We start from the raw sequence: 24,552 nt of genomic DNA on the forward strand, positions 1-24,552 counted from the left end.
CTTTTGCAGACAGACCTGACGTCGATCAACTTAACTCAACTAGACGGCATCGCCTCTAAATAAATGGCTATGTTTTCGATGTCTTGGTCTTTCAATCCATGCGCGATTGTTTTCATCAGCGCACCCTCAGGCCGCTGATCGGTATTTCTAAAGACCATTAATTGTTTCTTAGTATAGTCCGCATGCTGACCTGCCAAACGAGGGAATAGTTGCATGCCCTCAGCCTTAGGGCCATGACAACTGGCGCAAGCGGGAGTATTGCTTGCTGTAATGCCTTTTTCATAAATCGCTTTTCCTGCAATTAACAGATTTTCGCTGGACTTTTTCCCTGCAGGAGCACGCTGTTCAGAAAAATACTGCGCTAGCCCCTCAATCTGATTGTCTGTCAGACGTGCACTGATACCCCACATGTATTCATATCCTTCAGGGTCTGAACGGCCATGAGTTTTAAACGATTTCAATTGTTCAGTCAGGTAGAGTTTTGATTGCGCCGCTAAGTTGGGAAAAATCGGCGAAGTCGAAATACCGTTTACCCCATGACAATTTGAGCAAACCTGAAGCGCCACCGTTTTAGGTAATACTGTAGGATCGTCTAGCGCTCGCGACCTTTCCTCTGAAGTACAAGCACTTAAGAAAATACTAGTACCTAACAGGAGTAAGAGAAATGTATTGCTCTTACGGCGCCTCTGTTCCCCATGAAATTGGTGACGCAGATATGTTGCTTGTTCACGATTGATCATTTAATAGGCTCCCCATGCGTACAGAAAAAACGTATTGTTATCTTTCGCATTTCGTCCTGATCCGTCGTAATTAACAGATGCACCATGGAATCTATTGAATCGATAATACTGCGCACCAATTCTTAGATATTGTACTGGCGTCCAAAATAACTCTGGCACAAATCCTCGAGTATCCGGGTTACTGGCAGGATCAGGATATAAGATATTGTCGGATGTTCCTGTCGTACTGAAATAACTCAGGCTACCTCCATATTTGGCTCGGTAAATGTAGCTGGCTTTCATTTTTAGCTGATTCAGCGTGTTGGAAGCGTTTGCACTTACGCCAGTGATGTCTCCATTGTTAATGGTTTCGCGTACATAGCTGATTTGTGCAGTAACAGAATGGGGATCGAGTAAATATTGATACTGGGCATCCACTCCTCTGTCGCGGTACTTAATAGTAGGACCTGCAAGAGTCAGGTTATCAGGGTAGACATCAGTGTTCATCGCTAACAGGCCGACCATAGCACTATGCGGACCCCAATCGTGGCTAAGTGCCAAGCGAATGTAGGGATTAATTCCCTTTAGTTTGGTCTGATCAGTATTAGCTATACCTTTACTCAAAAAAGAGAATGAGCCGTTCGCAGTTTGATAACCCGAAATCTCAGCATATATAGTTTGATTTAAGAAAATATATGCACCAGTGCCTGCTACTTGCGAGCCTAGTTGTGTGATTATTGGACTAGCGTCGGCGCCGGTCACGCCAAAGCCAGTCGGAACATATTGCAACCATGCGGGAGCGGTGTTCCAAGGATCCGATATAGATGGATTGTTATTGACACTAAACCCAAAAATCAAATCCCGGTTTGCATCGATATATCGATCAGCGTAGCGCAGGTCAAAGTTATCTGATCCCCATTTGCCTTCCCATTGATTCGTATCTGTATTTTGACTGCTGTAATTGTTGTAAGTAAATTGAGCAAATATGCCGACATTATTTGTGATTTTGCCTGCCACAAAAACGCTACCTGTTTGAAAAAGCGCTACTGCATCTTTTGCAAACGCGGCGTCAGCGGTTGGAGTCGCACTTTTTGTATAACTTGCGACTGCCATCACTGCTAAAGGATTTCCTCTTTCACCTATGGTGTAACCAGTCATTTTGAATAGCCGCCCGTATGGCGTTAATTCAGGAAATTGTCCCCCGGCATGGCATGCAACACAGTTTTGTCCTGTCTGTCTGGCGAAAGAAGGTAATGCGTGTACTGAAGAGAGAATTAAAAAATTACAAAAAATGAATAGTATTTTGTAGTGCCAGTATTTAATTAAAGAAATGGGTTTCTCATGGGAGTTCATCGCTTGCCTTGCTCCTTCTGTTTGTTGTGTTCAACGTTTACAGTTTTTTTGACCAGGCGTTGCACCAGCCCACACTAGTTACCTGCTTTCCTGAGAAAAGTGCGCAACCTCCGGTAATATTCTCCGTTTTTCCTTGGTATAGAGTGCAATTACTGCACTGCTGGCTGGTAGCGTGCTTAGGATATTTTGTACCATCGACTTTATTACTATTTTCTTTGTAGCCCATAGACGAGGGCAGTGGATCCGTTTCATTAACCATCACAACTTGGGCACTGGCGTTTTTTAATAAAAAGGTAGCACTCCCCCAGCTCAGTTGGGCTATAAATTTTCTGCGGTTTGACATTTGATTTCCTAAGTAATAGCAAAGAAAGTGCTTGTTATCGAGTAATTATTGGATAGAGTGATCCGTGAGCGTCTTGAAAGTTACAATCAGCAAAATGCCATACCTTTAAGCATAGGCTCTACGAATGATCTTTCCTTGATCTAGGTCAAAAGCTGGTCACTAATGAGATGTTTGTGAACAGATAGGTCTGTGTTACGACATCAGACATGTTGCGTATCGGTCAAAGCCTGTATTTTTAGGTATTTACTTGTGAGTTATCGCTCTTAGAGAGAATGCTTTGACTTCGGGTCTGCAAATTATTTAGATAGTTTTCGCAGAGACCTTCCGAAGTCGCTAAACGAAATGACACTGACATATGCAGTGGCCACATCTGTTTGAGTGTGGGAGAGTGCTTTTAGTCATATACTCCAGAATAAATTATCTAAAAAGTGGATTTGTCCACGTATATAGGGGTAATTTTATATATACATATGGGGAGTATATGATTTGCATTTAAACTACATTTTAAATATTGAGCTCCCCATGTGAATATTGCTGTCACTATCAATTGCTTACAAACGTCGAAGTCATTAATCAGTACGGCGCGAAATTCTAACGCCTCGTACTTAAAACCTCGTTAGTTTTGCTTGGATACCATCGAGAGCGTTGAGTGAGACATCTCTGGACTTGTTCCGGTTTGACGCCACCGCGATACTTCGTTATCCTTCACCCATTGCGCCGATTTGAAATCAGCTTGCGGGCGCCGTTTTGGAAAACTTTCTGAAACAATAAATACGGCTAAAGCGAGCTTGAATGCCGCCTCTCTTCCTCATTCAGCCCTTCTTTTAGCCTTCCTGAATTAATGTAAAACGAGATGATTCTCGCTAGGAAGACGCATGACTACTGTACCGTCATCGACAACATCAGTTTCAACACCGGCATCGGCGCCACCAGTGCCAACAACGCCAACGTCATCAATCGGTTTTGTCACGCCGCAGACGATACAATTTGATCAGCCGCTGACTTTACAAAGTGGCGCAACGATCAGCGACTATCATCTGATGATAGAAACCTATGGCACGCTGAATGCTGACAAATCTAATGCTGTACTGATTTGCCACGCGCTCAACGCCTCGCATCATGTTGCCGGAGCCTATGCCGACGACCAAAAAAATATCGGCTGGTGGGACAACATGATTGGCCCTGGCAAGTCGGTCGATACCAACCGGTTTTTTGTGATCGGCATCAACAATCTTGGCTCTTGTTTTGGTTCCACCGGACCTATGCACAATAATCCGCAAACGGGCAAACCGTATGGCGCGGATTTTCCGGTGGTGACGGTGGAGGATTGGGTGCAAGCGCAAGCGCGGGTAGCGGATCATCTCGGTATACAGCAGTTTGCTGCGGTGATGGGCGGCTCGCTGGGCGGCATGCAGGCGCTGGCGTGGAGCATGTTATTTCCAGATCGTTTGCGGCATTGTGTCGTGATCGCTTCGACCGCTAAATTGTCAGCGCAAAATATCGCCTTCAATGATGTCGCACGGCAGGCGATTTTGACCGACCCGGATTTTTATGGTGGCGATTTTTATGCACATAATGTGGTCCCGCGTCGCGGCTTACGAGTCGCACGCATGATTGGTCATATTACTTATTTATCCAACGACGATATGGCGGAAAAATTTGGTCGTGATTTGCGTACCGGCGAATATCAATTCGGCTTTGGGATTGATTTTGAGATTGAATCTTACCTACGCTATCAGGCGGATAAATTTGCGGATTATTTTGACGCCAATACATATTTGTTGATCACGAAAGCGCTGGATTATTTTGATCCCGCCCGCGCGTTTGATGGCGATCTGAGTAAGGCGCTGGCAAAGACCAAGGCAAAATTTCTGCTTGCCTCATTCACGACGGACTGGCGATTTTCACCGCAATGCAGCCGGGATATTGTGCAGGCTCTGGTCAGTAATCAGCGCACCGTCAGCTACGCAGAAATCGATGCACCGCATGGGCATGATGCCTTCTTGCTCGACGACGCTCGTTATTTGAATTTGATCGCTGCTTATTTTGCGAATATCGACCAGGAGCTTGCATGAATTTTTCTGAACTCAGTCAGCTCCGCCCTGATCTGGCATTTATTGCACATTGGATCAAACCGCAATCGCGGGTGCTAGACGTCGGTTGTGGCGATGGTGTCATGATCGATTATTTAAAAAGCGATAAGCAATGCAGCGCCTACGGCACAGAAATCGCCGACGACAAAGTATTGGCGTGCGCCAAACGCGGCGTCAATGTGATTCAGCAAGATATGGAAAACGGCCTCAGTATGTTTCAGGATAATGGTTTTGATACCGTGTTGTGTTTATCGTCATTGCAAATGATGAAGCATGTAGAGCCTTTGCTGCGCGACATTGCCAGAGTAGGGCGCGAGGCGATTGTGTCTTTCCCTAACTTTGGTTATTGGCCGCATCGCACTGCGCTGCTACGCGGCAAAATGCCGGTGTCTAAATCCTTGCCCTACGAGTGGTACGACACACCCAATTTACGCTGCGCGACGATTTATGATTTTTCTGATCTGGCGACCGAAGTCGGTCTGGAAGTTTTAGAGTGCGTCGCTTTGCGTGAAGGCAAGCCGATACAATTCTTACCTAATTTGCGCGGTAGTTTGGCGGTCTTTAGATTGCGGAAGAAATGATGTTTTCATGCAGTGGCTACCAAGTATGATGCGTGATGATAGGTTCCTTTCTCGGCTCCAGTTCGGGCTTGTCCGTGTTCATTCTGCTGAGCCCTCCTTAGCTCTGGCTTGCGCTCGCGCGCAAGCCAGAAAATCGATAATTGGCGAGTGATGTCAAAAATTTCTAGTTCCCCAGCAAACCGCAAGCGTACCTTAGTAGATATGCTTCGCGAATTAAAGCAGCCGAAAGTAGCAGTAATGCTCGCGCTCGGCTTCTCGTCGGGCTTGCCGTTCCTGCTAACCGCTAATACATTCGGCTACTGGTTGCGCGATGCAGGCACTAGTTTGCTCGCCATTGGCTTTATTTCCTGGGTCGGCTTTGCGTATGCATTCAAGGTTTACTGGTCGCCTATTGTAGACAGGCTAGATCTTCCGCTGCTTGGGCGCTTAGGCCGACGTCGTGGTTGGATGTTATTGTGCCAGTTGCTGGTTGCTATAGGACTTCTCGGTATGGCGGTTGTTGGTACTAATGGTGGTCTCGCTGCTATAGGCGTGTTCGCATTGCTAACGGCGTTCGCATCTGCGACGCAGGATATCGTGATTGACGCCTGGCGCATCGAGGCGGCTAAAGATTCGGATGAAGTTGGCCTGATGACGTCAGCCGCGCAACTAGGTTACCGCATTGCGCTACTCGTGACTGATGCGCTCGTGATTGCGATGGCTGCGCGCTTAGGCTGGTCTCTGTCGTATGTTGCGATGGCAATGCTGATGGCGATTGGTGTAGTCGCGACACTCTTTGCTTTTGAGCCTGTTCGTGCTGACATCGTACTTACGAGCAAGCCACCGCTATGGACGCTACGGGGTCTCCTCGACGCAGTAATCGGCCCCTTCGTTGACTTTTTCGCCAAGCATAAGACTGCAGGTCTCTTGATGTTGCTGATGGTCGCGCTGTATCGGCTTCCCGATTTCGTAATGGGGCCGATGTATAACCCTTATTACCACGACCTCGGACTGACAAAGGATACAGTTGCGTTTGTACGTGGCACTTTTGGACTGGTTGCGGTATTCGCGGGCATCGCGGCGGGTGGCCTGAGTGCCGTGCGGCTCGGCATGATGCCGACTCTGATCGTAGGACTCGTAATAGAAGGTGTCGGAACCGCAGCTTTTGCGCTGCTGGGCATGCATCCTGAACCGACCTTGTTTGCCACTGTGATGACGCTCGATAGCTTCGCGCAAGCATACGCTGGTGTCGCGCTAGTCACTTACATGTCGAGCCTCACGAGTCTGGGCTATACCGCCACGCAGTATGCGTTGCTTTCGTCAACCTATGCTTTGCTGGGCAAGTTTCTTAAGGGCTTTTCCGGTGCTGCGGTAGAGGCTCTAACTCCCACTTATGGGCTGCTCGATGCGTACGCCACTGCATTCGTCGCTACCGGCCTTACTGCAATTCCGCCGCTCATCTTGCTCGCATTATTGTGGCGGATTCAGGTGCGCGCAGCTCGTAGCGCATAGGTGGACTTTTACCGGTAGCACTTGGCTATCTGGTCAATGTGGTTAGCCTGTCGGTCGTGGTTTTCACATTTCGGCACTCACCTAAACAACCTATGAACGTTAGATCGCTAATTACACGATTAATGCTATGAAAAGATACTTCATACTGCTGATTTTCTTTATTCTGACAACAAACTGTCAGGCGCAAAAAAATAGCGACCAGGATGGCGTCAAGGTTGGTGAAATGTCGATCTTTCGCAAATTGGGTGGCGGTTTAGAATCCAAAGCGGCTATGCAATATAGCCAGACGATGCAGCAAGCTCAACAGCAAAATGCCCTAGCGCTAGACAGCAACCCACAACTGATACGTTTACGTGCAATCGCCAAAGCCTTAATCCCATTCGCATTGCGCTGGAACGAGCGTGCGCCGCAATGGAAGTGGGAAGTCAACTTAATCGGTTCCAAGCAAATCAACGCCTATTGCATGCCTGGCGGCAAAATCGCGTTTTATACCGGCATTCTCGATACACTCAAATTGACGGACGATGAAGTCGCTATTGTCATGGGACACGAGATTGCGCATGCCTTACGCGAACATGGCGCAGAGCGGGCGGGCAAGGCGGCTGCCGCCAATTTTGGTATCAAGCTGGCAGAAATCGTAGCGGGTGCAAAAGGCTATGATCCTAACGTGGCAGGTTCTGTGGCAGGCGGTCTCGCCAATGTTGGCATGCTGAAATTTTCCCGCGACGACGAGACCGAAGCCGATGTGGTCGGATTAGACATCGCTGCCCGTGCTGGTTACGACCCGCGCGCAGGTATTGCGCTTTGGAAAAAAATGGCAATGGTCAATAAAGGTGCGCCACCACAATGGCTATCTACCCATCCTGCTGGTCAAAATAGAATTGCTGAAATTCAACGCCATTTGCCAGAAGTGTTACCTTTGTTTGCCAAGAAACAAGGCATTCTCCTCGCTAATCTGCCGCCTTATCGAACGAATATCAAAACTATCCCCGCTATTAATTGAGACAACTGCTTACCTAAGCAGCTTGCCTAGCGGCTCATGTGCTTCGCACATCTGTGGTGCTAATTTGACTCAAAAGTCCAAAAAGTCGCATTTATGACACGTTTTAATGCGAATTTAGTACCTGTCATCAACTGTTCATAATTGAATGCCAGACTTTGCTTACCCAAAATTTTGTGTGCTAGACTTTATTTCAGTGAATGTATATCTGGTAAGAAAGTGTAAAAATCACCCGATATTTGTCTCAGCTTAGTTTTTGCTGAAAGGCACTCCAAAGCGTGGCACGTTCTCTGCTTTTAATAAAATTATACGATGATGTTCTCCTCTGTAGCAGTATGGAATTTGTAGCCAAAGAATTGAAAAACAAAATCCGGATGCAGCCCTTATCGTTTTTTTTAGTTGGTAAAGCAATCGTTTGCGCGTTTTGGAATTAAAAGTTTTTAGTTACAAAGCAATCGTTTGCGCTGATCGAAATTGGAATGTTTTTTGTGCAATTTTTCTTCTAAAACGAAGAGTTTGTTGTGATGATGCAACGCTCCTTATGTCGATTGGAAGATATTTTCAAATTTTTGATCCGCTTTTCGCTGTGTTGAAATTGCTCGTAAATAAAAGCGGAATAGATTGTTTATTTAGTAACTTAAATTGGTATCAGATGTTTGTTTAAATAGTTTTTAGTGCATTTTTTATATCTATTAGTAAATTCCAAAAAAAACCTTGATCAAGGAGTAGTAAATGAAGCAATCAAGAAAACTTTCATCGACATTCCCATCGCGTTTGTCGATGGTTGCTGTCGCTTGCCAGTTGGTTTGCCTGAGCATGTCTGCTTATGCGCAAACAGCACCAACAGCAGAATCAAATGAACCAGTCGATCCAAATCGCGTCACGATCACTGGCAAAAAAGTTGGTATGGGTCTGATGGTGCAAGAAATAGCGCCCAAAGCGCGTAGTACAGTGACCGCAGAAGAATTGTCAAAACAGCGTCCAACTGGTAATGCTTACCAAGCGCTTGAATTGATGCCAGCGGTTAATAGCTATAACTATGACGCTACGGGTTTGTTCGGTGGTGGTTTGACTTTGCGCGGTTTTAACAGCGATCAGATCGGTGTGACTATTAACGGTGTGCCTGTCAATGATTCAGGTAGCTTCTCTGTGTTTCCGCAAGAGTTCGTTGATCAGGAAAACACTTGTACGCAATTTGTTACTCAAGGTTCTACGGACGTAGATTCACCACAAATTGGTGCTACCGGCGGTAACATTGGCATTACAACTTGTGATCCGGCTAAGCAACGAAATATACGTATAATGCAAACTTTGGGTGGTTTATCGCTCTCCAAAACGTATGTTCGTTACGATACTGGTATGTTAGATGAGCGTTCACGCATGTTCATTTCGGTGTCGCATGCTCAAGCCGATAAGTGGAAAGGTCAAGGCGGTGCTAACCGTGATCACGTCGATTTTGGCTTCCGCACTGATTTTGATCGTTTTAATTCGATTAACGGTACGATTTTGTATAACCGCGCGATTAATCAAAATATTAGTACTTTTAATTTAGCGGACTTAGCGAAGAACGGTTACTACTACGATTACTCTACTAGTTTCATTGGACACGTTCCTCCTAGCCCAGGCAAGGCTTCTAGTGATCCGAACCAAGCGAATGCTGATACTTACTACCAGTTGACTAAAAATCCATTCCAAAATGTAATCGCATCTGTCGTCGGCAAGTTCCGGATTGGTGAAAATACAGACCTTAAGATCATCCCTTATTTTTGGTACGGCTATGGTACTGGTGGGGTCCAACAACGTTTGCAGGCAGAGAATGCCTTCCTGAATCCCGCCACGGGCAAAAATACAGCTACTGTTGATTTGAACGGTGACGGCGATACTTTGGACAAAGTTATTGTTGCTAACAGCAGCGTTACACGTACTAACCGTCCTGGTATTACAGCTTCTTTGACACACTCATTTGCTAATCATCAGTTACTAGCGGGTTTCTGGATTGAGCGCGCTGTACATGAGCAGTTTGGACCGATGGTTGCCGTTGATGCAAATGGCAACGCGAACGATATTTGGCTGAGAGAGGGTCGTATTACTCGTCCAGACGGCACTCCATTTGAAAGTCGTGATTGGAAGACGATCAGTACCGCTTATCAATTCTTTGCACAAGATACAATCAGTTTAATGGATGATAAATTGTCACTGAATCTTGGTTTGCGTGCGCCGACCATGAAACGTGATTTTACAAATTACGCAAGCGAGGGTGCTGGAGTTGGTTATAACATTAAGAGAAACTACTCTGAATTGTTGCCACAACTAGGCGCCCGTTATCAGATTGACTACAACAATTCGATTTTTGCTAGCCTCGCGCGCAATATGAAGGCTCCGCCAAATTTTGTTTATTCAAATTTGCCTGTAACTAATGGCGTCGCTACATTGCCTATCGATGTCAAAGCTGAAACTTCATACAATCTTGACGTTGGATACCGTTTACAAAGCGATAAATTAACTGCTCAAGCGACAGTATATGCAGTGAATTTCCAAAATCGCCAAGCAACAGCTTACGATCCAACTACAAATACAAGCAGTTTGGCTAACGTGGGTAAAGTGAAGACCCATGGTTTTGAAGTTGAATTAGGTAATACTCCAATCAATGGCTGGTCGTTCTACAGCTCATTGGGTTATGCGAAGAGCGAGATTCAAGATAACTTAGTCGTCAGTTCAACGGCAACTTTACCGACTGCAGGTAAAGAAATGACTTTGACGCCTAATTGGAAAGCTGGTCTGAGCGCACAGTATGAAACTAGTGTTTGGTATACGCGAATGACGGCTAAGTACACAAGCAGTCAACAAGCAACAATGACTAACGACGAACTGGTGCCTTCTTATACTTTGCTTGGATTTGACGCTGGTTACCAATTCCCAAACACAACTTATTTGAAAAAGCCAACGTTGCGCCTCAATGTTAGTAACTTGACTAACGAGAAATATCGTAATCCATCTAGCTTTAACGTAACCAATGCGCTGCCCTATGGCACTGCTGCGGCAAAAGGTGTTTTCTATTACTTAGGCGCACCACGTTTCATGTCTGTCACTTTGTCTGCTGATTTCTAACCAGTCAATGCAAGACCGGAGGTTGCGATGCGCTTAGGCTTAGTCGCAACTTCTTCAGTATTTGAGCCTGCAATCATGCTTAGCGCGATTGCAGGCTTTTTTCATTTTTTGTAAGGATGGATATGTTAACGATGAAGTCGGTACCAGCATTGATGGTCTCATTACTGCTAGTTGCCTGTGCGGTGTCACAAAAAACACAACAATCAGGGCTGGAGTCGGCACAACAGTCAATCGCTGCTGGCACAAGTGAAATTACGATCTTTAGTATCAACGATTTTCATGGCAATTTGCAGTCTGATAAACCTGTACCTTATTTGGCACCGGTGGCACCGGTAGAACATGGGCACGATCACGGTGAGGCCATGACCACGCCCGCCGGCGGTTACGCTTATCTGGCCGCACTTTTAAAACAGCGCCGTCTGGTAGCACCTGCCAGTATTTTTGTCGGGGCCGGCGATCTGATGGGCGCATCGCCTATCGGTTCTGCTTTGTTAAAGGATGAGCCGGTGATTGAGGCTTTTAATCAAATGGGCTTATCAGTTACTTCGGTTGGCAATCATGAATTCGACGCTGGCCGTGCTGATTTATTGAGCAAGATAAAAGGCGAGTGTCCGCTGAGCGGCTGCCCATTCCCAGGTTTTTCTGGCGCCAAATACGAATATATTGCTGCCAATGTGATTGATACTCAGACAGCTAAATCCTGGCTCAAGCCCTATGTGATTCGCCAGGTCGGTGATGTCAAAATCGCTTTTATCGGTGCGGTTACTTCCGACACGCCCAATTTAGTCGCAGGCGACGGTGTAAAGGGTTTGCAGTTTGAGGACGAGGCAACGGCGATCAATCGTTATGTGCCCGAGATTAAACAGCAAGGCGTCTCCGCTATCGTGGTGCTGATCCATGAGGGTGGTAATTATAAAGGCGATGCCAATGATGCAAGTTATGCATGCGATGGTTTAGACGGGCCGATTATTGATATCAGCAAAAAGCTCGATAAAGCAATCAACCTGGTGGTCTCCGGGCATACCCACCAAGGATACACCTGCAAAATCGACGGTCGCTTAGTCGTACAGGCACGCAGTTACGGTGCTTATCTCACAGAAACCAAACTCATTATTGACCGCGGCAGCAAGCAAGTGATTGCTAGTAGCGCCACTAATTATCTTGTGGATCAGCAGAAGCTAAAACCTGATCCGCAAGCGCAGCAGTTAGTGGATAAAGTCGCAGCATTGACCACAGAAATCCGCCTGCGCCCGGTTACAACGCTAGCCGCACCTTTAAAGCGTGAGAGTGCTAAGGGTATTTTTGACAGCAGTTTGGGTAATGTTATCGCCGATGCGCAATTGAAGTACGCGCAAAATAGTGGTCCAGCAGATATTGCCTTCATGAATTCGGGCGGTATTCGCAGTGACTTGCCGTCGGGTGCGGAGACCAAATCGGTAGCCGTGACTTTTGGCGATATCTACGCATCACAGCCATTTGGTAACAATCTGGTTCGTATGAGCTTATCTGGAGAGCAGATCATGGCGGTTTTGCAGCAGCAATGGCAAGGACGCGAGGCGGATAATCCTAAAAAGTTATTCGTTTCGAGTAGCTTTAGCTACCGCTGGAGCGCCGCTCTGCCACTACCCCAGCGGGTGCAAAATATTCTGATTAATGGCAAACCTCTGGAATTGGCAAAAATCTACAAGGTCGTTGTGAATAGTTTTCTGGCCGATGGTGGCGATGCATTCACTATGTTTAAGCAAGGACAAGATCGCCAACTGGCCGGACGTGATTTGGATGCACTAGAAACTTATGTCCGCGCCGAGGGTGGCAAACTGGCTACTGTGGCGACAGACCGTGTCAAACGAAGTGAATAGATTAGCAAACGATTTTTGATCTATTTTAGATAATAGAGGGAGTATTAATAGTTAAGCTTAGATTGTCCAATGATTATCTGGACAATCTAAGCTTGATATCATATACATACAGGGAGTATTTTTTCTTAAAGACAGCTTTATGCGTATTCGATAATCAGTGGCGCGTGATCTGAAAAGCGCTGGTCTTTATAGATAGCGGCTGTTTTTGCTTTAGCCGCAATGCCCCCCGTTGCTACATGATAATCAATTCGCCAACCGACGTTATTCGCCCATGCCTGGCCACGATTGCTCCACCAGGTATAAGCCTCCCCAGTCGTATCCGGATGCAAGCGGCGATACACGTCAACCCAACCTTGTTCATCAAACAAGCGCGTCATCCATAAACGTTCCTCCGGCAAAAAGCCGGAATTCTTTTGATTACTTTTCCAGTTTTTCAAATCAATTTCTTTATGGGCGATATTCCAGTCACCACAAATGACTAATTCACGTCCTTGGGAAATCAGATCTAGTAAGTGCGGGTAAAACAAGGCCATAAACCGGAATTTAGCTTCTTGCCGCTCAGGCGAGGATGATCCTGAAGGGCAATATACTGAGATTATCGACAAGTTACCAAAGTCGCAGCGCACATAGCGCCCCTCAGCATCAAATTCAGGACTACCAAAACCAATCTCTACTTTATCTGGCGTAGCTTTGCTATACACGCCAGTACCTGAATACCCTTTTTTCTCAGCGTAATGGAAATTCCCATGATAGCCGTGAGGCATCAAAAAATCTGCCGTCATATCGTCAGCTTGTGCCTTCAGTTCTTGCACACAAACAAAATCTGCTTGCTGTTGCTGCATCCAGTCAAAAAAGCCTTTTTTCGAAGCAGAGCGTATGCCATTCAAGTTTGCGGAGATGATTTTTGTCATTAAAATAAGGAGAAAAGTGAATTGAATGGTGAATAAGATAGCAAATATTGAGAGCTGATTAAAGAGGGTACTTTTAGAGTTTGTTCCAATAACAATATTGCTTTATCTTCGTGTGGTGATCTCTGAGGACTAATCTATATAAGTAATATGAAAAGTCCTCTAAATTACTATGAGATTGTCTGCTTGAAACGATCTTATCTTGTCTGTAACTTGCCAATATTATTTAGTGAGACTTTGCAAATTCGTTTTATCATATTACAAAATGCGTCTCAGTAAATTTTGAACGATCTTAGGAAGACATTGGAGTTATTTTGAGTAATTTACAACAAGAATTTATAACATTTTCTGTAGAAGCCGGGGTTATCAGTTTTGGCAATTTTATTACCAAGGCCGGACGTAACTCCCCTTATTTTTTTAACGCTGGCTTGTTCAACGATGGCGCTAATTTAGGTAAATTAGCTTCATTTTATGCAGATACTTTGCTTGAATCGGGTATTGAGTTCGATATGTTGTTTGGTCCTGCTTACAAAGGTATTACTTTAGCATCTGCTACTGCGGTTGCTTTAGCAGGCAAAAACCGTAATGTCCCATTTGCGTTTAACCGTAAAGAAGCAAAGGATCACGGCGAAGGTGGAACGATAGTCGGCGCAAAATTGCAAGGTAAGGTTGTGATCATTGACGACGTTATTTCCGCAGGAACCTCCGTGCGTGAGTCAGTAAAAATGATACTTGAAGCAGGAGCTCAGCCTTGTGCTGTCCTGATCGCGTTAGACCGAATGGAGCGATCTGGGAAAGATGATACGTTATCAACTTATTCGGCAGTGCAAGAAGTGAGTGCAACTTATGATATACCGGTACTCGCTATCGGCAATCTGAACGATTTATTTGAGTTTTTATCCAAATCAGATGCTAATCAACAAATAATGCAATACAGAGATGCCGTAGCTACTTATCGTCATCGTTACGGCGTAAGTTAAGTCTTAATAATTTTTCTGCTTACGTTAAGATATTCTGGCATTTTTTCAAAGCGAACAGTCCAATCATTATTTTGACGAAAGCGTGCTATTTCTATCGGATCTGCGCTCACATTTGAAGACTCTTCCCACAATTTTTTCCAGTCAATACCGCTGTAAATTTGAGCCACACCCGGCTCATTGAGCCGGTTAACCATGCTTCCAAATGCGGTAGACCAAACAGGAATTCCCAGAGCCCGCAATTCGTAATATTTGATAGGATCAACAGATCTGGTCAATTGATTATTTAAAAATGGAATTAAACCAACCGTAAAGTTTTGGCAATGACGAATAGCATCTTCTACCGTACACGCGGGCAGTAATTCAATATTAGAGGGTAAGTGAGATGGAATATAGCCCGCACGAGGGCCAATTAATTTAACACGTAATTGGGGCAGGGCGTTCGCCATCTCTATGACTAGTCTCCAGTCAAACCAGGTAGCAATTGTTCCAATGAAACCAATAACTTCTTTTTGCGATCTGGCAGTGGAAAATGCGGGCAGTCTCTGCATATCGTAGCCATTTGAAACCAGCTTTATAGACACTCTTGGAGAGTATTTTGCTAGTTTTCTAATTAGGGTTTCTTCGCTACAAAATAAGTAATCACACCGACCTGCCAAGGTATCTTCTGTACGCTCCATAGAGTAACGCGAGAGACCGCTATAAAAAGCCGGAAAATCGTCCATCACATCCATGAAACTAATACGCGATTGCAGATTCTCAACAGCCCACAATGCAAGGCGGCTGGGACGTCCAATGCCAATGTCCCAGCTTAGATCAATGTCCAAGCTAGCTATGTTTGCCTTAATTTTATGCCAGACAAACCAGTCATTAACGCGATTGAAAAGAGGGATTGGTTCTATAGGCAGACCGCCTGGACGCAGTACATGCAGCTGAGGTAGCAGGGGTTCTGCTGCGTGCTTCTCCTCAGCTTGTGTTGAGCGAGCTACATCAGACCACCGCGGCAGTCTTGTAATTGTTGGATCTATCCAATGAATTTCATCGTACACATTTTCTAATAACGACCTCACCATGTAATGAGGTCGTTGCCAATAACTTTTATATGGTACTGGAGCGAAATAGAGTAGACGCACGACTATACGCTGAAAGCTTTTTTCAGCACTTCGGTAATTCTTTCGCTTGCGAGCCCATCTCCATAAGGGGACACCCCTCTGGCTACTTGTTTGTAATAAACAGGGTCGTCAAGAAGACGTTGAGCCTCGCTTACGATCGTATTAAAATCAGTGCCTACTAATTTAACTACGCCTTGTTCTACCGCCTCTGGACGCTCTGTCTCACGTCTTAATACCAACACAGGCTTAGCTAGTGCTGGCGCTTCTTCTTGAACCCCACCAGAATCGCTCAATATAAGAAAAGCTCGTTTCATCGCTGCCACAAACGGCAAGTAATCCAAAGGAGAACACAAATGAATACGCGAGTTATTACCTAATAACTGGTGAGCCATCGTTTGGATATTTGGATTCGGATGCACTGGATACAGTACTTCTACATCTGGATTATTTTCGACCAAATGGATGATCGCTTTACAAATTTCTTGAAACGGCTCACCAAAATTTTCACGTCGGTGCGACGTCACTAAAATCAGACGTTTGTTACTGTCCAGATTTGCCAGTGATACGTGATTTATTTCATCTCGCTTCACTACATCCAGTAACGCATCAATTACTGTATTACCAGTTAAGTGGATGTCCTCGCTCAAAATGCCTTCCCGTATTAAATTCTGACGTGAACCTTCTGTAGGCGCAAAGTGCCATTTTGCCAAACGCCCAGCAACAATTCTATTCATCTCTTCTGGGTAGGGATTCCAAATGTCGCCAGTTCTTAAGCCCGCCTCAATATGTCCAAATGGAATACGATGATAGAAGCAACTGAGTGCAACACTCATTACCGTCGTTGTGTCACCTTGCGCTAAGACCGCATCAGGCCGTTCTTCTTTGAAGACTGTATCAAGCTCTGTCAATAATTTTGCGGTTAGAGAAGATAGTGTTTGATTTGGTTGCATCACATTCAAATCACGGTCAGGAACGATTTCAAACAATTGCAGAACTTGATCCAGCATTTGGCGATGCTGCGCCGTAGCTAGCACTTTCACGTCAACCCAAGACTCTTGAGACAGGCGCTTAATTACTGGCGCCATTTTGATAGCTTCTGGTCGCGTACCAACCACGCAAATTATTTTTTTCATATGATCTATTTGTTCAGCAAGTCGTGAACAATTAACTGTTTAATAAAAGATTTTTACCTGTATATCGGAACGGTCATAGTCTATAGGTATGCGGAATCCATGTGCCCCATTTTGCTTCATAAATCGCTTTGTTTCGTACAAATAATTCTTGCTTTCGCTCTTGTCCTAGTTTATTGAATGAGGCCGATAAATTATGATGAATAAACACATCATCTACACAAACTATTCTATGTCCGGCTTGCTCAATTCGACGGCAATAATCATCATCCTCAAAAAAGCCAAGGCCAAACGCCTCATCTAATCCGCCGATTTTTTCATAAGCTTCTCGTGTAATCATGACGCAGAAAAATGCGAGGGTATGAATATCAAAAGATTCACCTAAATGCGCCAAAGTATATTCTTTTGCTTTTGCCGGCATTTCATCCAGCGAGGCATAATCAATATTAATTTTCGCTTCGTTGCCAATATTATTAGTGACAGGGCCAATGAGACCAATAGTGCTATCTTTTTTGCAATGACGTAACAAACCTGCCGCCCAGCCCATAGTCACCACGGTGTCATTATTTAAAACCACAAGATAATCACCTTTAGCTGCTGCAAGTCCTTGATTATTAGCTTTTGAGAATCCAGTATTATCGTCGTTAAGAATAAGCTTAACGTCACCTCGGTTTTCGGCAAATTGCCTTAAATATTCTGGTGAGCCATCAGATGATGCGTTATCAACAATAATGATTTCATAACGCACGCCAGTCGTATTTGCGTCTATGCTATTCAAGCATAGTTTTGTCAAATCTAAATTATTATATGTGACGACAACAATACTCACTAAGGGCGGAATACTTTTTTCTAAGGCTAATTCAAACTCTTGAGCGCGATGAACCCAAGTTTGTTCACTAGCAAATTTGACTCGTTTTCTACGAACATTAGCATTAGCGGGTTCTTCTAAGGCCTTAACGCACATGTTGATAAATTCTTGAGTATCCTTTGCAAGATAAACTAATTTATCCATATCTTTTAGCTCAGGTAAATTCACACTTACAATTGGTTTGCCAGAGCACATGTACTCGTACACCTTCACCGGATTAGTTGCTAGTGTGAGGTCGATGATTTGGAATGGCAAAAGACAAACATCAAAAGAATATAAATAATATGGCAAAGTTTTATAAGATACCTCGCCTGTCATCTTTATATTGTTAAATCGGCTGAATTTTTTTGCTGCTCCACAGGTGTCATTCCCGACTAGTAAAATTAAGCAGTCGGGTAAAGCAGCCGCGAGTTTTTCTATGATTACACAATCGAACCAATCCGCTATAGCACCAAAATAGCCTATGATTTTCCTATGTTCTGGATCTTCAAACCGAGTTTCAGGTGGTTGATTAAAGTGTTCAAATTCACATGCATTACGTACGATAGAAATATTTTTATTTTTATCTTTTGCAATGTCATACAGCCAGTCTGATGTAACAATTAAGGTATCAGACTCTCGCATAAGAGCGCGTTCAGCAGCAATGGCGTCTGGTGGCGAGTCACCAAATCCCTCATGATGATCCATGCAGTCGTAGGCCATATGACTGTTAGGTAGACTACGCGCTAGTGGTAACCAGTATGGATGTTGTACAACAGAAATAGCATTTTTAGTAGATGCGTATATTAAAAGTTGTGCTAGTCCTTGCTGTAATTGATGTAAAAGCGCACCACTTGCATGAGATGTGTAAATGGGAGCGGCATTATTTGCATGAAAACGAATCTGGAATACATTTGGATGCTCTGGAATAGCATCAATCTTAAAGCCCGACTTTTCGTCGTTGATTAGTTCAGAACTAACATAGAAAACTCTATGCTGACGCTTCGCAAAACCTAGTGCGAGTTGCTGTGGTCTCTGGAAGCGGAAATGCCAGTCAATTACCCCCCAAAAGAAGACATCCTCAGGTTCAATAATAATTGGGTTTTGTGCTTTGTTCTGGTTTATCGATAACGGAACAAAATGGCTTTCCACCCGTTGCATAGAAGGAGGAGGTAACAGTGTTACAGCCGTTTCAGTTGGTAAAGCCAAATTTCTAAAATAACCTGTCATTCCGACTTTATCAAGTGCAGACTGTACAGGGTAAGGAAGTATGCGATAAGTATCACGTAATTTAGAGCGTAAGCCTTGAGACTGAGATTGCCCACCAATTTTTTTTATCCACCTGAGTGGTCGAGTCAAGCGCCACGAGGTAGATGCCCACAACTCCTCTATGCGTCTGTTAGCATTCTGAAGTTGCCCACTTAAATCATTTAAATAATTAGTATTTGCAATTTGCAACTGATGCAAATTTTGATTTTCAGCTGTCGACGATGCAAGGTCTTGAGTCAGTTTAAACGCAAGCGCAGAATAATGATCTTGCTGCTGCTGATACATATTTACTAAAGCCAGGATTTTTTCTTGGGCCGCACTTTCACAAGAGCTGATTGTATTTAATTGCCCTTTAAGCTCAGAAACAAGTCCGGCATAATGGTCTTCCTGTTGCTGATATAGAACTACTTGCTGAGCAATTTTTTCTTGTGCAGATTTTTCTTGTAAGTTGATTGAGGCAAGATTCGAATTAAGTTGAGAAACAATCGCTGAATAATGATTTTCTTGTTGTTCATACAAAGCTACTTGCTGGGTAATTTTTTCCTGCGCAGATTCCTCTCTCAAAATCACTGCTTCAAAATCGGATTTGAGTTGCGCTATGAGCCTAGCGTAGTGGGTTTCTTGTTGCTCGTGTAAGGCTACTTGCTGAGAAAATTTTTCTTGTGCCAACTTCTCTTGAGCATGTAATTCGTCAAGCTCCTCTATGAGTTGATAAACCAATTCAGAGTATTGGTCATCTTGTTGCTCATACATATCAGCCTGCGTTGCAATTTTCTCTTGAGATAGCTTCTCTTTAATTTCAAGTGTGCCTATGTCGTGTTTAAGCTTCGCTATTAACTCAAGATGACAAGCTTCTTGCTCTTGGTATGTGCTTAATTGTTGCGCAAATTTTTCCTGAACTACTTTTTCCTCGGTGATTGCAGTCTCAATTTTAAGCTTGAGTTCAGCTACTAATTCTGTGAAATGGGCTTTTTGTTGTTGGCCCAAATTAGTTTGCTCGGCAACTTCTCCGACATATTGTTCTTCTTGTTGTTGAAACAGCGCAACTAACTCTGCAATTTTTGCCTGAGCCCTAATTTCTTGATCTCCTAATTTTTCTAGGTCCTGCTTAAGTTGTGTAATACGCCCAACATAATGAGTCTCCTGCTGTTGATACATTTCAACTTGGCGCGCTATTTTTTCAGCGTACTGGCTTTCCTGTTGCTGATACAAGGCAACTAAGTGAACAATTTTTTCTTGAGCAGCCTGCTCTTGCACTCTTAGTACTTCAAGATTTTGGTTTAGGTTTGTCACAAGTGTTGCGTAATGAGTTTCTTGCTGTTGGTTAATAGAAATAAGATGAATAATTTTTTCTTGAGAGTCTTTTTCGCTAGCAGCTAATAACTCAAGCTCGTCCTGGAGTTGCTTTACAAGACCAGCGTAATGATCTTCTTGTTGTTGGTATAAATCAACTTGATGGACAATTTTTTCTTGTGCTGCTTTTTCTTGTACGTCTAAGTTTGAAAGATCAGATTTAAGCTGATTAACTAGCTCCGCATAGTAGTTCTCCTGCAATTGGTACAAACCAAGCTGCTGAGCAATTTTTTCTTGAGCAATTTTTTCTTGCGTAGTTCTTGTCTCTAAGTCATGCTTTAGTCTAGAAACCAGCTCAGAATAATGATTTTCTTGCTCTTGATGCAAATCTACCTGTAAAACAATTTTTTCTTGCGCTGCTTTTTCTTGAGCATCTAATGTTTCGAGATCGTGTTTAAGCTGAGATACTAATTCCGAATAGTAACTTTTCTGTTGCTGATATAAGCCCACTTGTTCTGCAAATTTTGTTTGCCCGATTTTCTCTTGTTCGTCCAATGTTGCAAGATCTAAGCTTAGTTTGGCGATTTGTTCAGAATAATAGTTTTCCTGTTGTTGATACAATTCTACTTGGTGATTAATCTTCTCAATATATTGATTTTCTTGCTGTTGATGCAATTCAAGCAGTTGAGTTATTTTTGTTTGAGTATTTTTTTCTTGAATATTGACTGATTCAAGTTCTCGTTTGAGTTGTGATACAAGATCTGAGTAATGGTTCTCTTGTTGTCGATACAGGATTACTTGTTGAGCGATTTTTTCCTGAGCGGCTTTCTCCTGCGCGCTGACGGACTCTAATTCGCGTTTCAGTTGAGTGACGATCTCAGAGTATTGATTTTCTTGTTGTTGATATAAACCTACTTGTTGAGCGATTTTTTCCTGAGCGGCTTTTTCCTGCGCGCTGACGGACTCTAATTCGCGTGTAAGTTGAGCGACAACTTCAGAATAGTGGTCTTCTTGCTTTTTATATAAGGCTATCTGTTGAGAAATTTTTTCTTTAGCAGTTTTTTCTTCATAGTTCGCTGACTCAAGGTTGTTTTTCAGCTGAGTGACAAGCTCTGAGTAATGATTTTCTTGCTTTTGGTACAAATCAACTTGTTCTGCAATTTTGTCGAGGGCGGTCTTTGCCACGTCCTCAGTTTTAGATAAAGTGTCTTTGAGGCGTTGCAACTCCTCAAGTTGTCGAGTATTGATAGCGCGCGTTTCATCATTCAATGACTCAGCTCTTGCAACTGTCCCAGCCTCTGTACTCGCAAAAGCTTTCACAACATATTGGTAATCGTTCCCGTAAGGATTTGCATTTAGCATTGCCTGTTGTGACTGGCTAAGATCAAGCCAGTTATGACCTAATTCAGCTGACTCAGGGAGCATATTAATCGCATGCCATTCGCTAGGTAAAAAGCCAGTAGCTAAAAGTGCTTTTTCAAAATCGTGACGCGTAAAGAAACGCAAGTGCGTCCGATCTAATAGCCCTCTTGGTTGATATGGAAACCGGCCGCTAATCAGCGAAGCCAATATCGAATTATGACCAACATTGGGAATAGAAATAATAATGAAGCCAGTAGGAGCTAAAAGCGTGCGCGCATTCTCCAGGCATTGCCATGGATTTTTTAAGTGCTCAAGCACATCAGCGGCAATAATTACGTCAAATTGTTGACCTTGAAATTTATTGAGCCAATCATTTTTATCTAAATCACCTTCAACTGCGATGTCGCATACCCTCTGCAGAGAAGCAACACATTCAGGATCAAGCTCGACTGCACTCACAAGGCAATGAGAATGTCGCTCCAGATAACGCAATATAGTTCCAGGCCCAGGCCCTAGCTCCAATACACGTTTATTTTTACCCGTTAGGCGAACGACTTCCGCAGCCGCAGTCCGTTCATCAATATTAATGTCATAGGAATAGCGTTGCGCTACCGACATGATGTTATTTGTATTGGTCTTCATTTTGGCTCAACTAAGTTGAATTGTCCTTGGTCTGGGTATATTTCTATCATCCCACTTTGCACTGCCAGCGTAGAGCGGAAAGGGTACGCTTCGTGAACCCAATGGTGCATCACATGATCTCGTGCTGAACCTTCGCCAGCTGCAACACTAATCATATAGTCGCCCAATGTTAAACCAGGAATGCGGAAATAAAAAGATGTTACAAGTTTTTGGCCGGCTTTTATAACAGGTAATTTCATATTGAACTGTTCAGAATTACCGCCAAATAAGACCTGACCTAAACGATCTTTAACCGAAAACCCAACCAATGGATGTTCAATTAATCGGTTCGCCTCTACGCAGATATCTAGCTGAACGCTTGTCTCTCCGTTGATTTGCAAAACTGGCAAATTTTCATCATTTACTAAAATACAAGACAGGATAATGACCCCACCAACGCCGAAGTCATGCTCCGATGCTGTTAAAGTATTTGTAGCAGCTTCTTGATATTTAGATATTAAAAAGTCGTTAGCATTACTTACTTTGTCTTGTCTCTTCTCATATTGATTTTTCAGATAATATTCGGTTACTGTTTTGGGGTCTCCATTGGCCAAGACTTGCCCGTGCTCTAAGAGGATGGCTCTATTACATAAACTAACCACGCTGGCGCTATCATGACTCACGAACAGGATAGTCCCTTGTTCTGAGAATTCTTTAAGGAAGCGCATGCATTTTTGGGTAAAAAATACGTCACCCACCGCTAGCGCTTCATCAATAATTAAAATGTCAGCATCGATATTTGCGATAACTGCAAAGGCAAGCCTGACAAACATTCCGCTAGAATATGTTTTAACTGGCTTGTCAATGAATTCGCCAATGTCTGCAAAAGCTTCTATGGCGGGCAATTTATTTTCGATTTCTTGTAGGCTTAATCCGTACAAAGCAGCATTAAGGCGTGCATTTTCCCAGCCAGTGAATTCAGGATTAAATCCAGCCCCCAGTTCAAGCAAAGCTGCTAACCGCCCATTAACCTCAATTTGCCCGCATGACGGTGTCAGTGTCCCGCAAATAATTTGCAATAACGTGGACTTGCCAGAACCATTTTGGCCGATAACACCGACAACTTCTCCTTTTGTTATTGTGAGGTCTAGCGCCCTTAACGCCCAGAAACGGCTTTCCGCTTTTGATAGCCTTAATTGATCTAAAAATTTGCTAAATGGGCTGCCCGATAGGGAATATGCTTTCCCAATTCCTTTGGCAGAAATCATAAGCTTAGAGGACATCAGCAAATCCTCTTCTTAAAATGTTGAAACTAAAATATCCGACATAAAACATAATTAAGGACATGCAATAAAGGACCAACCACGAGAATAAATCCGGTAATTTGTGCCAAAATAGCAAATTTCGCATGGCTTCTATTATAAATGTTAAAGGATTCATCATTAGCCATGATTGAAAAGCCTCTGGTAGTGCGCTTATGGAATAGAAAACCGGACTTAAAAACATCAACGCACTTGTTAGTGCAGGTATAACTTGTTCGAGGTCGCGGAAATAGGCTCCGATCGAGGCTAAAAACCATGTGATTCCGGCTAGACACAACAAGTAGGGAATTAGCAACAGGGGCATAGCGAGCCAATACACTGTAATTTCAAGCGGTGAAAACAAGACAAAGCAGGCAAATACGGTGAAACTCATCAAAAAATGGAAGGCACCAACAATTACAGGAATCATTGGCAATACCTCTAACGGAAAAACTACTCTTTTTACATAGTTAATATTGCTTAAAATAATCGTCGGAGACTTTGACAGGCATTCCGCAAGCCAATTAAATACAATTAATCCAACATATAAAATTAAAGCAAAGCTTAATTTTTCCGACAAGGTAGTTGGTGCTGGGGCAGTTCCCCATCGTGATTTAAAAACCTCACCGAAAACGAAAGCATAGATCGCCAGCATCATTAGGGGGAGTAGGAATGACCAAATCAGACCCAGCATTGAGCCTTTGTACTTAGATGTTAAATCTCTCTTGCAGAGTTGCCCTAGTAAGACACGATGTTGCCATAAGCTAAGCCATGGAGAACTCAAGTTGTGAAAAATTGAAGCAGTAGAAATCATCTTTTAGCTGATAAATTAAAGTGGTGTACTAAGCATTTTTGGGTTGCTAAGTATAACCTCTTAGTCTCGGCATTCACTAGTGTTTGGTGCTGGCAATTAATTCAAGGTTTTATTATTTGTGTGATAGCCCAAGTTCGGTTGATATTTTAACACTGTAGTCATTTTAATGTTATCAATATATTATTTTTGTATTTGTTAAATCCTTGTTAAGTTACTGGTCTGAGTGAGCGGATGAGAATTTTATTTATATTTTAAGCAATCTCTGTAGATATATTTTTTTGTATGTAATAAAATTCGGTAAATTTTTTGCTTCATATTACTGTTTATTGCTCAGTTCCAATTCGTGTTGGATTTGAGTTTTTGGCGATTTG

16 protein-coding genes are annotated in these 24,552 nt (G+C 43.5%); 7 read left to right on the forward strand and 9 right to left on the reverse strand.

Annotation, left to right across the window (positions count from 1 at the left end):
* Positions 1–35 precede the first annotated feature (35 nt).
* Genes QN395_RS08035 through QN395_RS08045 form a run of 3 tightly spaced genes read right to left on the reverse strand, consistent with a single transcriptional unit; the run spans position 36 to position 2,415 of the window.
* Positions 36–740, reverse strand: a complete 705-nt coding sequence (locus QN395_RS08035) for a c-type cytochrome (RefSeq protein WP_322120838.1) — start codon at positions 738–740, stop codon at positions 36–38.
* Positions 741–2,072: a cytochrome C gene (locus QN395_RS08040; protein WP_322120839.1), complete on the reverse strand. Its 1,332-nt coding sequence runs from the start codon at positions 2,070–2,072 to the stop codon at positions 741–743.
* 37 nt (positions 2,073–2,109) lie between these two features.
* Entirely contained in the window at positions 2,110–2,415 is a 306-nt protein-coding gene (locus QN395_RS08045; protein WP_322120840.1) for a high-potential iron-sulfur protein, read from the reverse strand.
* 875 nt (positions 2,416–3,290) lie between these two features.
* Between QN395_RS08045 and metX the strand changes: the two genes are divergently transcribed.
* The 6 genes from metX to QN395_RS08075 all read left to right on the forward strand — a co-directional run bounded on the left by metX (position 3,291) and on the right by QN395_RS08075 (position 12,547).
* A complete protein-coding gene (gene metX / locus QN395_RS08050) occupies positions 3,291–4,490 on the forward strand; it encodes a homoserine O-succinyltransferase MetX (RefSeq protein WP_322120841.1) in 1,200 nt (399 codons plus the stop codon).
* Entirely contained in the window at positions 4,487–5,089 is a 603-nt protein-coding gene (metW, locus tag QN395_RS08055; protein WP_322120842.1) for a methionine biosynthesis protein MetW, read from the forward strand. The genes metX and metW overlap by 4 nt, the downstream gene beginning before the upstream one ends.
* Positions 5,090–5,239: 150 nt before the next feature.
* The gene (locus QN395_RS08060) at positions 5,240–6,580 is read left to right on the forward strand and encodes an AmpG family muropeptide MFS transporter (RefSeq protein ID WP_322120843.1); all 1,341 of its coding nucleotides are present in this window, start codon (positions 5,240–5,242) and stop codon (positions 6,578–6,580) included.
* A gap of 127 nt (positions 6,581–6,707) precedes the next feature.
* Positions 6,708–7,583, forward strand: coding sequence for a M48 family metallopeptidase (locus QN395_RS08065; protein ID WP_322120844.1), 876 nt, complete (start codon positions 6,708–6,710; stop codon positions 7,581–7,583).
* 729 nt (positions 7,584–8,312) lie between these two features.
* Positions 8,313–10,688 (forward strand): TonB-dependent receptor, encoded by a 2,376-nt coding sequence (locus QN395_RS08070; RefSeq protein ID WP_322120845.1) that lies wholly within the window; start codon positions 8,313–8,315, stop codon positions 10,686–10,688.
* Positions 10,689–10,819: 131 nt separating this feature from the next.
* On the forward strand, positions 10,820–12,547 hold the full coding sequence (locus tag QN395_RS08075; RefSeq protein WP_323493102.1) for a bifunctional metallophosphatase/5'-nucleotidase: 1,728 nt from the start codon (positions 10,820–10,822) through the stop codon (positions 12,545–12,547).
* Between the two features lie 137 nt (positions 12,548–12,684).
* Here the strand turns inward: QN395_RS08075 and QN395_RS08080 are convergent, their stop codons facing one another.
* A complete protein-coding gene (locus QN395_RS08080) occupies positions 12,685–13,458 on the reverse strand; it encodes an exodeoxyribonuclease III (protein ID WP_322120847.1) in 774 nt (257 codons plus the stop codon).
* Between the two features lie 311 nt (positions 13,459–13,769).
* Between QN395_RS08080 and pyrE the strand changes: the two genes are divergently transcribed.
* Positions 13,770–14,435, forward strand: coding sequence for an orotate phosphoribosyltransferase (gene pyrE / locus QN395_RS08085; RefSeq protein ID WP_322120848.1), 666 nt, complete (start codon positions 13,770–13,772; stop codon positions 14,433–14,435).
* On the opposite strand, the gene QN395_RS08090 is transcribed toward pyrE, so the two are convergent.
* The 5 genes from QN395_RS08090 to QN395_RS08110 form a co-directional block, all read right to left on the reverse strand.
* Positions 14,432–15,505 carry a glycosyltransferase gene (locus QN395_RS08090; RefSeq protein WP_322120849.1) on the reverse strand — a complete coding sequence of 358 codons (1,074 nt, stop codon included), beginning with the start codon at positions 15,503–15,505 and terminating at the stop codon, positions 14,432–14,434. The genes pyrE and QN395_RS08090 overlap by 4 nt on opposite strands.
* A 62-nt stretch (positions 15,506–15,567) precedes the next feature.
* Positions 15,568–16,677 carry a non-hydrolyzing UDP-N-acetylglucosamine 2-epimerase gene (wecB, locus tag QN395_RS08095; protein WP_322120850.1) on the reverse strand — a complete coding sequence of 370 codons (1,110 nt, stop codon included), beginning with the start codon at positions 16,675–16,677 and terminating at the stop codon, positions 15,568–15,570.
* Positions 16,678–16,750: 73 nt separating this feature from the next.
* Positions 16,751–22,087, reverse strand: coding sequence for a glycosyltransferase (locus QN395_RS08100; protein WP_323492201.1), 5,337 nt, complete (start codon positions 22,085–22,087; stop codon positions 16,751–16,753).
* Positions 22,084–23,349, reverse strand: coding sequence for an ABC transporter ATP-binding protein (locus tag QN395_RS08105; RefSeq protein WP_322120852.1), 1,266 nt, complete (start codon positions 23,347–23,349; stop codon positions 22,084–22,086). The genes QN395_RS08100 and QN395_RS08105 overlap by 4 nt, the downstream gene beginning before the upstream one ends.
* Positions 23,339–24,181, reverse strand: a complete 843-nt coding sequence (locus QN395_RS08110) for an ABC transporter permease (protein WP_322120853.1) — start codon at positions 24,179–24,181, stop codon at positions 23,339–23,341. Before QN395_RS08110 ends, QN395_RS08105 begins: the two co-directional genes overlap by 11 nt.
* Positions 24,182–24,552: the final 371 nt, after the last annotated feature.

The sequence above is a fragment of the Undibacterium sp. RTI2.2 genome (assembly GCF_035018705.1).
GTDB lineage: Bacteria > Pseudomonadota > Gammaproteobacteria > Burkholderiales > Burkholderiaceae_D > Undibacterium.